The organism is Chryseobacterium sp. KBW03, assembly GCF_003852415.1.
Classification (GTDB): domain Bacteria; phylum Bacteroidota; class Bacteroidia; order Flavobacteriales; family Weeksellaceae; genus Chryseobacterium; species Chryseobacterium viscerum.
In genome coordinates, this window is the sequence record NZ_QAJO01000005.1 from 551,358 (window position 1) to 566,736 (window position 15,379).

General features: G+C 37.1%; 11 protein-coding genes. 2 read left to right on the top strand and 9 right to left on the bottom strand.

The features are described 5' to 3' along the window. Nucleotides 1–98 precede the first annotated feature (98 nt). The 4 genes from DBR39_RS14035 to DBR39_RS14050 form a co-directional block, all read right to left on the bottom strand. A complete protein-coding gene (locus tag DBR39_RS14035; protein WP_124534098.1) occupies nt 99–1,448 on the bottom strand; it encodes an alpha-amylase family glycosyl hydrolase in 1,350 nt (449 codons plus the stop codon). Nucleotides 1,449–1,643: 195 nt separating this feature from the next. Continuing rightward, nucleotides 1,644–2,243, bottom strand: coding sequence for an IS1096 element passenger TnpR family protein (locus DBR39_RS14040; RefSeq protein ID WP_124534100.1), 600 nt, complete (start codon nt 2,241–2,243; stop codon nt 1,644–1,646). Between the two features lie 134 nt (nt 2,244–2,377). Then, nucleotides 2,378–3,409 carry a sensor histidine kinase gene (locus tag DBR39_RS14045; RefSeq protein WP_103234227.1) on the bottom strand — a complete coding sequence of 344 codons (1,032 nt, stop codon included), beginning with the start codon at nt 3,407–3,409 and terminating at the stop codon, nt 2,378–2,380. A gap of 48 nt (nt 3,410–3,457) precedes the next feature. Further along, nucleotides 3,458–4,132: a response regulator gene (locus DBR39_RS14050; protein ID WP_109737926.1), complete on the bottom strand. Its 675-nt coding sequence runs from the start codon at nt 4,130–4,132 to the stop codon at nt 3,458–3,460. A 324-nt stretch (nt 4,133–4,456) separates the two neighbouring features. Here DBR39_RS14050 and DBR39_RS14055 point away from each other — a divergent pair, with 324 nt between their 5' ends. Next, nucleotides 4,457–7,246, top strand: coding sequence for a TonB-dependent receptor domain-containing protein (locus DBR39_RS14055; protein WP_124534102.1), 2,790 nt, complete (start codon nt 4,457–4,459; stop codon nt 7,244–7,246). Nucleotides 7,247–7,290: 44 nt separating this feature from the next. Further along, complete coding sequence (locus DBR39_RS14060) at nt 7,291–8,700, top strand: hypothetical protein (RefSeq protein ID WP_124534104.1); 1,410 nt, start codon at nt 7,291–7,293, stop codon at nt 8,698–8,700. 401 nt (nt 8,701–9,101) lie between these two features. On the opposite strand, the gene DBR39_RS14065 is transcribed toward DBR39_RS14060, so the two are convergent. From DBR39_RS14065 to DBR39_RS14085, 5 genes are all read right to left on the bottom strand, one after another. Next, on the bottom strand, nt 9,102–10,340 hold the full coding sequence (locus DBR39_RS14065; RefSeq protein ID WP_124534106.1) for an amidohydrolase: 1,239 nt from the start codon (nt 10,338–10,340) through the stop codon (nt 9,102–9,104). A gap of 80 nt (nt 10,341–10,420) precedes the next feature. Further along, complete coding sequence (locus tag DBR39_RS14070) at nt 10,421–11,266, bottom strand: helix-turn-helix domain-containing protein (protein WP_103231508.1); 846 nt, start codon at nt 11,264–11,266, stop codon at nt 10,421–10,423. A gap of 148 nt (nt 11,267–11,414) precedes the next feature. Beyond that, the gene (locus tag DBR39_RS14075) at nt 11,415–12,749 is read right to left on the bottom strand and encodes an amidohydrolase (RefSeq protein WP_124534108.1); all 1,335 of its coding nucleotides are present in this window, start codon (nt 12,747–12,749) and stop codon (nt 11,415–11,417) included. A gap of 192 nt (nt 12,750–12,941) precedes the next feature. Then, the gene (hemL, locus tag DBR39_RS14080) at nt 12,942–14,231 is read right to left on the bottom strand and encodes a glutamate-1-semialdehyde 2,1-aminomutase (protein ID WP_103231530.1); all 1,290 of its coding nucleotides are present in this window, start codon (nt 14,229–14,231) and stop codon (nt 12,942–12,944) included. Nucleotides 14,232–14,305: 74 nt separating this feature from the next. Next, the gene (locus DBR39_RS14085; RefSeq protein ID WP_103231510.1) at nt 14,306–15,364 is read right to left on the bottom strand and encodes a glucosaminidase domain-containing protein; all 1,059 of its coding nucleotides are present in this window, start codon (nt 15,362–15,364) and stop codon (nt 14,306–14,308) included. Nucleotides 15,365–15,379 lie beyond the last annotated feature (15 nt).

Consider the following 15,379-nt stretch of genomic DNA (forward strand, 5'->3'; position numbering starts at 1 on the left):
AATCATAGATTTCGACACCCCTCCAGCGGAGGGGAATTGAGCACCGTTTAAAGACTATCCATTAAGGTTTTACAATTTCAGCCAAAATTTTATGGCTTTCATTTTTGAAATACAGCGTATTCTGAAACCTGGAAGCTGAAATCTTTTCCAGCATTGAAATCTCTTTTTGTTTTATCAAAAACATTTCCGAATGTTCCTGATACATGTTCGTCTTCAATTGAAAAGTTAACAGGTTCTTTCGACATATTCAGAACTACCAGTACTTCATCTTTTCCGTTTTTTCTTACATACGCCAGAATCCTGTCATTGGCTGTAGTATTCAAAAGATAGGTCGTCACATTGGAATCTCCTCCTCTTAGAGCCGGATTGGAAGCTTTTAACTCCAGTAATGTTTTATAGAAATCTGCTGTCTGGTACGTATTGGTCCATTTGATAACATCTTTTTCGAAAAACTCCAGTCTTTTCATGTTGGGAAGTTCCTGACCTGAATATAATAACGGAACTCCATTCCATGTTGCTGAGAATACAGCCATAGGTTTTGTGATGACTCCATATTTTTCATACTCGGTCCCATTCCATGAGTTTTCATCGTGATTTGTTGTAAACCAAGCTCTCATTGAAGCATCTCCAATATTAGAGTATTGTTTCAAAAGGTCTTTAAGCTCCTGAAGAGGTTCATTCTTTTTATAATAGTCGGCAGATTTGTGCATCCACTTCCAGGAATAGCTGGCGTCAAAAACTTTTCCATATTCGGGACTTTCCAACTCATCAAATTCCCCCAGCCAGAAAAGAGGTTTTATTTTTTCTACTTCAGGACGTGCCTGCTCCCAAAAATCTACTTCTACCCATGAAGCCAGATCACATCTGAAACCGTCAATACGGGTTTCCTGCACCCAAAATTTCATAGCATCTATCATCGCCTGGCGCATTTCCTGATTTTTATAGTCTAGCTCAATGATATCATCCATTCCTGAAGCGATATGGAATTTACCATCGGGGTCTTTCAAATAAAATTCTGGATGTGTTTTGGTCCACACATGATCCCATCCGGTATGATTGGCAACCCAGTCTATGATCACTTTAAATCCTAATCTGTGCGCCTCATTTACCATATCTTTAAAATCCTGCAGAGTGCCGAATTCAGGATTAATGGAGGTATAATCTGCTGCGGCATATGGGCTTCCCATACTTCCTTTTTTATTCTGCTGGGCAATGGGGGTAATGGGCATAAACCAGAGTGTTTTTACTCCCATAGATTTCAGGCGGGGCATTTCTTTTGCAAATGCTTTGAAAGTTCCTTCCTGAGTATATTGTCTTATGTTGACTTCGTAAATATTCGTGTTATGTTTCCAATCTTTTGGCAGTTCTGTCATCTTCCGGGTATTTTTTTGAGTGGTACAGGAAACAATTCCCAGACCAATTACAGCTAACAAAATTAATTTTTTCATTAAACTATTTTTAACAAAAGTAAGGATTGTTTTTTGAGAAAAAGTAAAAGGGAAAGTGAAATCATTAAAAGGTTAATGGGTGAATTTGCGAATCAGCTTACTGGCAGTAAGCAGGTGAATAACTATTTTTGAAAATTTGTTTTTTGCCATAAAAAAGCCCCGGATCAAAATCCAGGGCTCATTATATTTTGTTGACTATCTTTCTTCGTCATTGTCATCCTCATCATCAAAGACATCATCGTTGTAGTCTTCTTCTTCCTCATCATCGAAGCTGTCATCATCTTCATCTGAAAAATTTCCTCCTGCTACAAAATCATCATCAAAACCGAACTCATCATCTGCCAGAGGCATTGCTGATTTTCTTTTGGATCCTCCAGCAGTTCCATTTTTGCTAGGTGCTTTCAATGGAACATTTCCAAATCTGTATACTGTGATCGGATAGTTTACGCCTTTTGTTTCTTCAATGACTTCTACAAGCTCACAGAAGAATTCCCAAAGGTCTAGCAGCCCATACTGAAACTGTGCTTTGTCACCTGCATTTGCAAAAGCCTCATCAATGTAAACATCTGACATAATTTCGCCATCACCATCATCACTCATATCTTCCAATGGGACACTTTTTACGATCGTTCCGTCATCTTCTAACAGATTAAAAGTAGAAAGCTCATCTCCCTGCAGACTGAATGCACTTTTAATTCCTAAATGTAAGTTCCATAACGTTTGTTTTCCCTTAACTTCGATATCTCGGAAAATATCTTCTTTCGCATCTAATATTACGCGGATTTTGTAAACCATATCAGTTTCTTAAATTACTTTTTTGCCTTTATAATTATGATAAATCTCTGGTGCAAATATATAATAAATGACATGTGACAAAAAAATATTTCAGGATTTTTTAAAATATTTTTTTTTCTTACATTTTGCAGGAATTATTTACTTTTTTCGAGCATAAAACTGAATTTCGTTCCTTCAAGGTAGACACTTTCTACAGTAATATTTTCGTTATGAGCTTCAAGGATGTGTTTTACAATCGCCAGTCCCAGTCCGGAACCGCCTTCTCTCCTGCTTCTGCTGGTTTCTACACGGTAAAATCTTTCGAAGATCCTTGGAAGAAGTTCAGATTTTATTCCCATTCCGTTGTCTATTACCTCTATCAGTACCTTATTTTTAAGGACACTGGTTTTTACAATGACTTTTGCTTCCTGTCTGTTGGCATAATGAATGGCATTGGAAATAAGGTTAATGAAAACCTGAGAAATTTTCTGTTTATCAGCTTCCACAAAAATCTGTGGATGAAGGGTCTGTATTTGTAAGGTGGTATTTCGTTTTTCAGCTTCAAGATCAAGCAGATCGAAGATTTCCTTGATCAGAAGATTGACATCAAATTTTGAAACGGTAAGGTTGATTTCGCCTGCTTCCAGCCTGTTGATCATATCCAGGTCTGTTACAATAGCAATAAGTCTTTCTACGGATTTGTCTATTCTTTCCAGATATTTATCCCGGATGGTAAGGTTGTCTACCCCACCGTCTCTTAAGGTTTCCACATATCCCTGGATAGAAAATAAAGGTGTTTTCAATTCGTGGGAAACATTTCCGATGTATTCTTTACGGTAGCTTTCCATCTCTTTCATCATATCAATTTCTGATACCTGCTGCTGATTGAGATCTGAAAACCTTTCCCCTAATTCTTTGATCGTGATATTTTCATCGTGATTCTGAACTATTTCCTGGGGAAGAAATCCGGAAAGACCTTTTACCTGTTTTCTGCTGTAGTAATTGAAAAGAAGTTCCAACACTACAGAGTTAATCAGAAAGATCAGGATAATACAGATCAAAAGACCCGTTTTGAACAAAGGGGTCTCATAATAGATATCTTTCAGTGAATCGAATACGACTACTAAAAGGAACATTACCAGTGTCAGCAGACAAGAGGCAACGAGGGTAAGTCTGTAAAATTTCAATTTTACAACATTTTAATGATTGAACGTAAAGGTAAGATTTCTAAATAATTAAACGATCAGTTTATATCCAATCCCTTTTAATGTCTGAATCGTATTGATTCCTAGTTTTTCTCTTAGCCTTCTGATATGAACATCGATTGTTCTTTCTCCTACAATCACATCATTACCCCAAACTTTTTCCAGAATCTCTTCTCTTTTGAAAACTTTTTCAGTGTTGGAAGCCAAAAGGTAAAGCAAATCAAATTCTTTTTTAGGAAGAAGAAATTGCTGTCCGGCTTTGGAAACTCTGAAGTTATCTTTGTCGATAACAAGGTCTCCGATTTCGATTAGTTTTGCATTATCAGAAACCTGAGAGGTCAACTGTAATAATGCATTCACTTTAGAGATAAGGATTTTCGGTTTGATCAGTTTTACGATGTAATCATTGGCACCCGCCTGAAAACCTGCTAACTGAGAAAATTCTTCGCTTCTTGCAGAAAGGAACACGATAAGTGTTTTTTGAAGTTCTTTCACTTTACGAAGTTCCTGACAGGTTTCTATACCATCTTTCTCAGGCATCATGACATCTAGTAAGATAAGGTCCGGAACAATTTCCTTTGCTTTTTCTATACCTTCATTACCATTGGTCGCTGTATAGATATCATACCCTTCCTTTTCCAAATTGTAAGACAGAATCTCTAAAATGTCCAGTTCATCGTCTATTAAAAGAATTTTTTTGCTCATCTTCTAGTTTAAGAATTCCCACAAAATTAATTATTTCAATTGATTTTATCTATCCGTCAAATGTTAACTAATTATTAAAAAACAACATTTTAACTTAAAATTACAAAATCAATAAAAAAATTAAACATTAAATACACATAAATCAAATATACGAAACAATATTGGAAATTAAAACAAAAAATATAATTAAAAAAATTAAACATCAATAACCACCTGTACCGCTCATTCGTTCATACAAACTTCACAATTAATTAAGATTATCCTAAAGTTTTCTTAAAAACTTAGCCCTTATTTTGCCCTTGAAAAAGAAGTAAAAGAAGTAAAATGAAAAAACAACTCCACAAGAGCATTATGCTACTTGCCTTGTTTTCTGCTGGCTATGCCTTTGCACAGAGTCAGATTCTGGAAGGTAGGGTATTGGATGAGAAAGACAACACTCCTATAGAAGGAGTAAAGGTAAAAGTAAATGGCCAGGAAGTAACCACTGACATTTCCGGATACTACTCTATCAACCTATCCCCTGGTGCCAATTACATTGTAACGGTAAGTTCCAATGGGTATAACAGAAAAGAGATCAGTGAGGTTATTATAAAGAATGAAGGTAATACTCATCTTGATATCGTTCTGGATAAGCCATCTACTAAGGAAAAAGAAATCGAGGGAGTTGTCATAAAATCAAACGCCAGAAAAGAAACCATAGCCTCTACAATCGGTTTACAGAAAAACGCCGGTGTAGTTTCTCAGGTTATCGGAGTTGAAGCTATCAAAAGAAGTCCGGACAGAAACACGGGTGAAGTTCTGAAAAGAGTTTCAGGGGTGAGTTTATCTGAAGGAAAATATATCGTAGTAAGAGGGTTGTCAGACCGTTACAACCAGGCGATGTTAAATGGTATTCAGCTATCCAGTACGGAACCAGACAGAAAGACCTTTTCTTTTGACCTTTTCCCTGCAAATGTTATCGAAACTCTTGTTATCAACAAAACTTTCATTCCTGAATATACCGGAGAATGGGGAGGAGCTTTGATTCAGGTAAATACTAAAGATATTCCCAATAAAAATTTCTTCAATGTTCAGGTAGGTGTAGGAGGAAACACAGCTACTATGGGACAGGAATTCCATATGCAGAAAGGTGGAAAATGGGATTTTTTAGGAATTGATGACGGCTACAGAAAGCTTCCTACCAATATGCCTGCAAAAAATGCGTTCAGCATTCTCACTGAAGGTCAGAAAACAGATATTGGTAAAGGATATACAAAGAACTTAGGATACAACAGTATTGGATATCCTGAAAATTTAAGTTTACAGCTTGACGGAGGTTTCAATACAAAGCTTTTCGGAAAAGATTTAGGGGTAATTGCAGTATTAAACTACAGTAACAATAAAAGAAGAACCGAATCTACCAATCGTTTCTTTACCATCAACGACCAGCTTGCTGACACCAACTTCGATTATTTCACAGAAAAATACACCAATGATATTATTTTAGGAGGGATGTTGAATCTTTCTTTAAAATTAAACAACAACAATAAAATTTCCTTAAAGAACATCATCACCAACAATACGGTGAACCATATGTCTTTCAGAACAGGAAAAGATTTTGAATTTGATCCAATCAACGGAACAAATATTATGGCAAGGGAAATTGGATTTAAAGAAACTACTTTCTATAACTCAACCCTTACCGGTACTCATAAAATTGATGCTCTTGGCGGATTTACCGTAAACTGGTACGGAAGCTTCGGGATTCTGGACCAATATATTCCTTTGCTACAGCGTTTGCAGTATAACCAATACACAACCATGGAAGGAAGCCCTTATTTGGCATTGATTTCTAATGGTCTTTCTCAAAAATCAGGAAGTGTATTTTATTCTACTCTAAGCGATTATCTCTATAATGCAGGAGGTGATATCTCCAAGTCATTTACTCTATTTGGGCAAAAACAAACCATCAAAGGAGGTTATTTGTTCCAGGTAAAAGATAGAATATACAACTCAAGACCTTTCTCTGTAAAACTTGAAAACTTCAACCAGGGATTACTTTCCCAACCTTTCGAAACGATCTTCAATCCAGGAAATTTCGGAGGTAACGGAGGATTTACATTTGATGAAATTGCAGGAAATCAGTACAGATATATTGCCAATACCATCCTTAACGCAGGTTATTTACAGTTTGACAACAACTTCACACCATGGCTAAGAGCAGTATGGGGATTAAGAGTTGAAAACTTTGACCAGTTGGTAGGAAGCACAAAAAGAAGTGATGACCGTTTTGTAAACACTCGTGTTACTGACTTTTTACCAGCCGTTAACTTGACATTCAAGGTAAATCCTAAAATGAATATCCGTCTTGCAGGTTCACAAACTGTTGTAAGACCAGAATTTAGAGAGGTTTCTCCTTTAGCATACTATGACTTTGATTTGGGAGCTACTGTAATCGGTAACAAGTCTATTGAAAGAACAAAAATAACGAGTGCTGACGTTCGTTGGGAATATTACCCAAGAAACGGAGAAATTATATCCGTAGCAGGTTTCTATAAAAACTTCAAAAAACCCATCGAGTTATACTTCAACCAATCAGGGGTAGGAACCAGTAACACCTTCAACTACCTTAACGTAGACAAAGCTGATGCTTATGGTGTGGAAGTAGAAGTAAGAAAAAAACTTGATTTTGTAAGTGCTCTTAAAAACTTCACGTTGGGTGGAAACGTAGCTTTAATTAAAAACAAAGTAACAGACGAGGCTACTAAGATAGACAGACCAATGCAGGGACAATCTCCATATACTGTCAATGTAAGTCTTCAGTATGACACTGAAAAATCAGGATGGTCTTCTACTGTACTATTCAACATGATCGGAAGAAGAATCCTTTATGTAGGAAACGATCAGGTACCCCCAATCTGGGAAGCACCAAGACCTCTTTTAGATTTCCAGCTTGCTAAAAAAATATGGAGCAACAAAGGAGAGATCAAGCTTAATGTTTCAGATATCCTGAACCGTCGTGCTAAATTCTACCATGACCTGAACGATAACGGTAAGTATGACAGTAAGGATGCTCTTGCTATTGAAAGGCTTACAGGAACCAATATCAGTTTAACACTGGGATACAATTTTTAATTCATTCAACAAATAATCTAATAAATAATTTAATTCTTTATAACATGAAAAAGTTCGTTTTATATTCTTTAATGCTTGGCGCTCTAGTATCTACTACCGCATGTAGAAATATAGAAGAAGATGGACCTACCATTATTCAAAATGGAGGTAACGGAAACGGAGAGACTGAAAACCTTATTCTTTCAGGAAAGATCACTTCCAGCCTTACGCTTAAAGCAAATAAAATCTATAAGCTAAGAGGGCTAGTATACGTAACTAACGGAGCTACTTTAACTATCGAGCCAGGTACAAAGATTGTAGGTGAAGCTGATAAAAACGGAGCTTTGATCATTACAAGAGGAAGTAAAATCATGGCAGAAGGTACTGCTGCCAACCCAATTATCTTCACTTCTGAAAAACCAAGTCCTAAAAGAGGAGACTGGGCAGGGGTAGTAATTTTAGGAAATGCTCCTACTAATGCTTCTTTCGGTGGAGCAAACGGAGTTGGAGAGATTGAAGGAGGTATCAATAACTCTGATGGTCTTGGACTTTACGGTGGAACTAATGCTGCTGATAACAGTGGTGTATTAAAATATGTAAGAATAGAATATGCAGGATATGCATTCTTACCAGATAAAGAGATCAACGGACTTACATTCGGAGGTGTTGGTAACGGAACGAAAGTAGATTACGTAGAAGTTGCTTACGCTAATGATGACAGTTTTGAATGGTTCGGAGGAACGGTAAACTGTTCTCACCTTATTTCTTACAAAGGTCTTGATGATGATTTCGATACAGATAATGGTTTCGCAGGAAATATCCAGTTTGGTATCGCAGTAAGAGATTCTCAGGTAGCTGACGTTTCAGGTTCTAACGCATTTGAGTCTGATAATGATGCTAACGGTTCTACTTTGACACCTCAGACATCCGCTACATTCTCTAACATGACGATCATCGGGCCAATCAACTCTGCGGCTCCAGGAACGATCAACGCATTATTCCAGAATGCATTACAGATCAGAAGAAACTCTTCGATCTCTGTATTCAACTCTGTATTTACAGGATTCCCAGTTGGTTTATTCATTGATGCTACCAAAGGTGCTCCAACAGATAACAATATTGTAGGGAACAAATTATTCTTTGAAAACAACGTTTTAGCAGGAAATACAACTCCTTTAAAATTCGGACCATCTACATCTACTCCGACAACTTACACATTAAACGATCTTACGACTTGGTTTAATATGAAAGGAAATACAATCCTTGCCTCTACAGCTGATGTAAAACTTGCTGGTGCATGGGCTCCTGCAGGAACTACACCAAACTTCACTCCTAGTGCCGGTTCTCCATTATTAACAGGTGGATTATTTACTAACCCTAAATTAGCTGCTTGGTTTACACAGGTAACTTACAGAGGGGCAGTAAAAGATGCCAACGATACTTGGTACGCAGGATGGACAAACTTCAACCTATAACACAATATAGCAGTTAGATTCAATTTTTAAAAGCCTTCGGAAGTATTTTCCGAAGGCTTTTTTTTATCATTATTATCTGATTTTACTGAAGTCTGACGTTTTCAACATTAAGGGGTGTTCATATTGTAAAAAGGAAAATTCCAATTTGAACAGCTGTTTTTTTATCGAATCCCAGATTGTCACAGATTCCCATATATGTTTATTGAGAAGTTTTGGCTAAAGCCATGGGAATTTATTTTTATTAAGTTTAAACGGGCTAAAGCCCGTTCCTATTGAATATAAAAATTACGAAATTTATAATCCGAATTACGAATCTCGAAACTCATTCAAAAAAATGCCATCAGGAAAAAATCCCGACAGCATTCACAAAAAAACAAGTGTATAAAAAATATATACTTCAATTAATTTCTCCAAAATAAATTCCCATCATTCATCAGGGCTTTTATTTCAGACATTCTGGAAACGGCTTCTGCAGAACATGAAGCATCTGTCAGAACAATCGCTGCTTCATCCCCTGTCTTAGGCCATTGCTGCTTCCCTTTTTCATCCAGAGGAAGAATACTTTGAGTGGCAAACTGCAGGGCTCTTGATAAGGCATATTCTGTCGCATAACCATACAATTCAGCAATCAGATTGGCTTTCTGAAGCATATTTCCGGACCCGAACGTACTCCAATAGTCTTGCACATTATCATTTCCGATGAGTACATTTACTCCATATTTCTTCAGGGTTGGGATAGGCATTACCGTTCCTTTAAAAGGTACAGAAGAAGCAATTCCCACTTTTCCTGCAGCCAGTCTTTCTGCAATCTGTTCTGTTTCTTTCGGTGAAAGGTGAGCCAAAGCAAATGCATGGCTTACAAATGTTTTCCCCTGAAGTTCCGGATTTTCGATCGCTTTATCAATCAGATAATTGATCGTTTTCATCCCGGACTCTCCTACTTCGTGCAGATGAATATCAATTCCTTTATGATGATCTAAAGCTAACTGAACCGTAAAATCCATTACTTTTTCAATGCTTCCGTCAATGCTTAAAGGATCCAATCCACCGATGAAGCTTACGCTTTTCAGCTGTGCGGCTTCTTTCATTAAAGGAGCAGATTCTGTATAATAAACTCCATGTTGCGGGAAGGCTACCAGCTCAGCTTTAAAAGAATCTTTCTTATTTTCAAGAGCCTGTTCAAGATGTTCAAGGGACTTCAATCCCGATGTAGGATCAATGTTGAAATGTGTTCTTGCAAAGTGAGTTCCGTAATGCTGCTGCAGACTGATCAGCTGTTCTGCTCTGCTTACGGAAGTTTTCAATAGCTCAGGAATGATTTCCTGTTCATAAGTAATCATGTCTTTCACCGTTCTTCTTTTCGGAGAAAGGGCCTGCCACGGAAGTCCGTATAATGTTTTATCCAAATGGATGTGCATATCTCTGAAAGCAGGAAGCATCAGATATCCTTTTGCATCTATTGCTGTGGATGTAGGATCGTTTGCTTTTATTGATTTGATCTTTCCCTCTTCAATTTCAATACTGAAAAGGTCAGTTTTTGTTCCGGTTACCTCTTCATTTTCGTATTCAAAACCTGTTTCCAGGCGGACATTTTTCAGGGAATAGTTTCCTTTTGCAGTTAATTGATAGGGAAATTGCATGATTTAAAATTTTAACAATACAAAATTAGCCCAGCTTCAGGATAAAACCGGTGTATCAATTATGTCTTGTTTTGTACAGATTATTCTTTGAATTGGGATGGCGTCATTCCCGTCTGTGCTTTAAAGAATTTGGAAAAGCTGGCATGATCGTAGAAACCAAGATCATACACAATATCTTTCACCGACATTTCGGAAACTTTCAATAGCCTTTTTGCTTCCAGTAAAATACGATCCTGGATAAGAGATGAAGCCGGAGTATTGAGATTTTTCTTGCAGACGATATTCAGATAATTGGCAGAAATATTCAGTTTGTCCGCATAAAAAGAAACAGACCTTTCTGTTTTGAAGTGTTCATCAATAAGATTCAGAAACTTTGAAATAATAGGATTTGAATTATAGACTTCAAAATCTTTAAAAGCTCCTTCCACAGACGTGCTCACCAGCAGACCGATCAGCTCACTCCTTTTTTGAATGAGTTCCCAAAAGATTTTTTCTCCGTTCAGCTCTTTCTGAATGGCTTGAAATTCATACCGGAAAGTCGCAAAGACTTCTTTGGAAAGATTGATAACCGGATGATTCTGATAATAAGAGGCCGAAAATCGTAAGGAAGGCAGAAAGCTTTCATACCAATCCCTGCTGATCATCAACTGATATCCGATGGTTTCTTTTTCAATCACCCATTGATGCACCTGCTCTGGAAAAACCAAATGAATCTGAAGGTCTTTCACCTGATATTCTGTAAAATCTATGGTATGTGAGCCAAGTCCGTGCTCAAAAAGATTGATGATAAAAAAATCATGCTTATGGGGATCGTCAATAGAGCGTGCTCCGTTGAGTTCATTAAACAGCAGGTGACAACCAGACATCTGATTTTCACTAAATTCCTTAATTCCTAAAATAGGAAAATGATCTGTATGGTAACCCATTTTGCCTGATTTTCTCTTAAAATTAATAAAAATAATGAGAGAAAAAATTAAAATAGCCACAAAAAGAAAACCTATTCTTTTTGTGGCTCAAAAACACACTGACTAAATATATATTTATGTAAGATTATTACCTGTTTTTCATTTTGAACTAAAAAACAATATTTCCCTCATGTACCAATGATTCTACCTCTGAAATTCTTGATACAGCTTCTGCTGAACAGCTTGCATTGATCAATACAAAGTCTGCTTTATCTCCTGCTTTTGGCCATTGCTGAGTTCCTTTATCATCTAGCGGCAGTATATTTCCTGTTGCCAGTTTTAAACTTCTCGACAGTAAAAACTCTGTTGAATATCCATATAATTGAGCCATTAAGTTGGCTTTCTGCAGCACACTTCCTGTTCCGAAAGTATTCCAGTGATCTACGATACTGTCATTTCCTGTCAGAACGGTTACATTATGCTTATAAAGGGTTGGTATTGGCATGATCATTCTACCAAAAGGGATTGTAGAAACAATTCCAATTTGAGCTTCTGCTAATTTCTCAGCGATCTCTTCCTGTTTTGCGGCTTCTAATTTAGCTAAGATAAAACAGTGGCTTAAATAGGTTTTCCCTTTCAGAGAAGGGTTTTCATTTACTTTTTTAATAAGATATTCTACCGTTTTCAATCCGGAATCTCCGGTTTCATGCAGGTGAATATCTATTCCTTTTTTATGATCTATGGCAAGCTGAACAGTGAAATCCACCACCTTCTCAATGTTTCCGTCTATGTTGAAAGGGTCTACTCCACCGATAAAATCAATATCCATCTTCGCCGCTTCTTTCAGGTAAGGCGCAGAATCAGTATAAAACACTCCATGCTGTGGAAATGCTACCAGCTCAGCTCCAAAACCTTTCTTTTTATTTTCTAAAGCTTTCTGTAGATTTTTTAGTGACTGAAGTTTTGAAGTCGGTTCAATATTTACATGGCTTCTTGCATAGGAAGTTCCTTTTGACTGTAACAGTTCAATCAATTTTTCTGCTTTGAAGGTCGAATTTTTCAGCATTTCCGGAAGCATTTTCTGTTCCAGCTCTATCATTCCTTTGATCCCTCCGGTTCTTTTTCTAACGGCCTGCCATTGATCTCCATAAAAAGTTTTATCCAGATGAATATGCATGTCTTTAAAGGCGGGAAGCATCAATAATCCTTTTGCATCTACTGCTTTAGCATTAGGCTGATTCGCGGTAATCTTTGTAATTTTTCCGTTTTCAACTTCTACATAAAATAGATCTGTTTTGGTAGACGCTACTTCTCCTTCCTGATATTCAAAACCAGTTTCAAGACGAACATTTTTAAGGCTCATTTTTCCTTTTGCCAAAATATTGTTTTCATCAAAGAAAGGCGATGCCGTCATGATAGTAGGTATTAAAGTGAATCCCGCGACAGCCAGTGCTGAATTTCGGATAAAATCTTTGCGGGAGATGGTATTGTCAGAAGTCTTCATTTCCAATCTATTTATGACAAAATTAAAAAGAAGTCTCCTGAACGAGGTGTATGGTTTATTACAAAATCTGTATGATTTATGCTTTGTGAATATTGATGTTTCAGATAATCATTTTAAAATAGAATTTCCCGTCAGATTGAGGGTACATCCTTGTATAAAAAAACCGGATATAAAATCCGGTTCTATTTATATTTACTTATTGGAATATTCAAATTTCCTTACGGCTTCCAGTGTCATATCAATCTCTTTATCTTTGATGGCATCACTGATGAAGTACGTTTCATAACCACTTGGTGGAAGATACACTCCATTCTGAAGCATCTGGTGGAAGAAGTTATTGAACAATGAATGATTAGCTTCCTGAGCCTCATCAAAGTTTGAAACCCTGTTGATATGGAAGAAAACAGACATCATAGAACCTTTTCTGTTGATTTTATGAGCAATTCCTTTTTCATTTAAAATTTTTCCAATTTCAAAATCTAAGGTTTCTGTTGTTTTATGGAGTCTGTTGAAAAATTCCGGATCATTTTTAATAAGCTGAAGGGTTTTTAATCCTGCTCTCATTGCCAAAGGATTTCCACTTAATGTTCCTGCCTGATATACTCCTCCTTTTGGAGCCAGGTGATCCATAATTTCATTTCTTCCTGCAAAAGCCCCCACTGGCAGTCCACCACCGATTACTTTTCCATAAGTCACCAAGTCTGCTTTTACATCGAAAAGCTCCTGAGCTCCTCCGAAAGCCAATCTGAAACCGGTCATCACTTCATCAAAAATTAACAAAGCTCCATTTTCATCACAGATCTTTCTCAGGTTTTGTAAGAAGTTGTTTTCGGGCAGTACACACCCCATATTTCCTGCAACCGGCTCTATAATTACGGCTGCAATTTCGCCCTGATTATGACGGAACAAATCTTCAACTTGTTCAAAATCATTATAACGGGCTAGTAATGTATCTTTAGCAGTACCTGCAGTTACTCCCGGAGAATTTGGGTTCCCGAAGGTAGCCGCACCGCTTCCTGCTTTAATAAGAAATGAGTCTGAATGTCCGTGATAACAGCCTTCAAATTTTACGATCTTATCTCTTCCTGTGTATCCTCTTGCCAGTCTTACTGCGCTCATACATGCTTCTGTTCCTGAAGAAACCATTCTGATCTGGTCAATGTTCGGAACATTTTCGACGATGAATTTTGCAATTTCTGTTTCCAGTTCTGTAGGAGCACCGAAAGAAAATCCTTTCTCTGCCTGGATTTTCAGTTCTTCCAATACTTCAGGATGTGTATGTCCTAAAATAGCTGGCCCCCATGAGTTGATATAATCGATGTAAGTATTCTCATCTGCATCGGTAAGGTAAGCTCCTTTTGCCGATTTCATAAAAACAGGCACTCCTCCAACGGATTTGAATGCTCTTACCGGAGAGTTTACTCCTCCCGGAATGTATTTGTAGGCTTCATCAAACAAAGCCGAACTTCTTTGATACTTCATATATACTTGGTTGCTGTCGACAGCTGCTGGTTGGCATTTGACTGTCAACGGTAAACTCTCAACAAAAAATTAAATTAGTTTCGTGGTTTTTTGTCTATTAAATAAATAAGCTGTCCTGCAGAGGGCTGCTGTCCTTCATCCATTCTGTTTTTAGCGTATAATTTATGTAATTTGATTCCGAATTTCTGAGCGATATCATGCATATCTTCACCAGATTCTACTTTATAGGTCGCTGTATTTCCTGTAGAATTTTTCGATTCAAGGAAAACAATATCATTCTTTTTTAAAGTTTCATTTTCTAGTTCATTCCACTTCATCAGTCTGCTTTCGCTCACTTTGAATTTGTTGGCAATGAATTTTACATCGGTATCTTCAGGAATGACAATATATTTCAGCCCGTCGTTTGGATGACTTTTGATAAGGATAGAATTCAGAATTTCAGCTTTCGTTTTGATTCTTTCTACTCTTTTTTGCTGTTGTGCGTAAGAAGTCTGTTTGTAAGGAACTTCTACCGTAACCGGTTCTTTAGCTTTTCTGGTTGCTTTTGAAGGCTCAAGCTGTGCCATGAAAGTTCTGTCATCTTTCAGATCCGGATACATTTTAAGAACAGCGTACAATACTTCATTAGAATTGGTATTGTCGTATTCGTATAACTTGTACTTTTCAATTTTGGTGATAAGAATGGAAGCATAACGTGGATTAGTAGCATACCCTGCTTTTTTTAACCCAGTCGCCCATGCTCTGTAATCTCTCATATCCAGCTTGAAAAGGTTGGTGTAATATTTTCTGGTGGACAAAAATATAGAATGATCTTCATAAGACTGTTTGGGATCATCATACACGCGGAAGCATTCGTTGGGTGCATCATCGGTATGTTTCATCGTTTTACCGGTCCAGTCTTCTTTACATTTTATTCCGAAGTGGTTTTTACCTTCCTGTGCCAATCTGCTTTGCCCGCCTCCGGTTTCTAACAACCCTTGTGCAAGCGTAATAGAAGCTGGAATTTTATATTTTTCCATTTCTTCTACGGCATATTTAGCAAACTTCTGAATATACTGATCTTCGGTTGCCCAAGACTGGGCAGAAAATTTTGATAAAACTAAAAGGCTTATGGATAGGAAAAGTCTTTTCATGTTTTTCAATTTTAC

Coding starts and splice junctions, on each gene's coding strand:
- DBR39_RS14035 (WP_124534098.1), bottom strand. CDS start 1,448: ATGAAAAAATTAATTTTGTTAGCTGTAATTGGTCTGGGAATTGTTTCC.
- DBR39_RS14040 (WP_124534100.1), bottom strand. CDS start 2,243: ATGGTTTACAAAATCCGCGTAATATTAGATGCGAAAGAAGATATTTTC.
- DBR39_RS14050 (WP_109737926.1), bottom strand. CDS start 4,132: ATGAGCAAAAAAATTCTTTTAATAGACGATGAACTGGACATTTTAGAG.
- DBR39_RS14055 (WP_124534102.1), top strand. CDS start 4,457: ATGAAAAAACAACTCCACAAGAGCATTATGCTACTTGCCTTGTTTTCT.
- DBR39_RS14060 (WP_124534104.1), top strand. CDS start 7,291: ATGAAAAAGTTCGTTTTATATTCTTTAATGCTTGGCGCTCTAGTATCT.
- DBR39_RS14065 (WP_124534106.1), bottom strand. CDS start 10,340: ATGCAATTTCCCTATCAATTAACTGCAAAAGGAAACTATTCCCTGAAA.
- DBR39_RS14070 (WP_103231508.1), bottom strand. CDS start 11,266: ATGGGTTACCATACAGATCATTTTCCTATTTTAGGAATTAAGGAATTT.
- DBR39_RS14075 (WP_124534108.1), bottom strand. CDS start 12,749: ATGAAGACTTCTGACAATACCATCTCCCGCAAAGATTTTATCCGAAAT.
- hemL (WP_103231530.1), bottom strand. CDS start 14,231: ATGAAGTATCAAAGAAGTTCGGCTTTGTTTGATGAAGCCTACAAATAC.
- DBR39_RS14085 (WP_103231510.1), bottom strand. CDS start 15,364: ATGAAAAGACTTTTCCTATCCATAAGCCTTTTAGTTTTATCAAAATTT.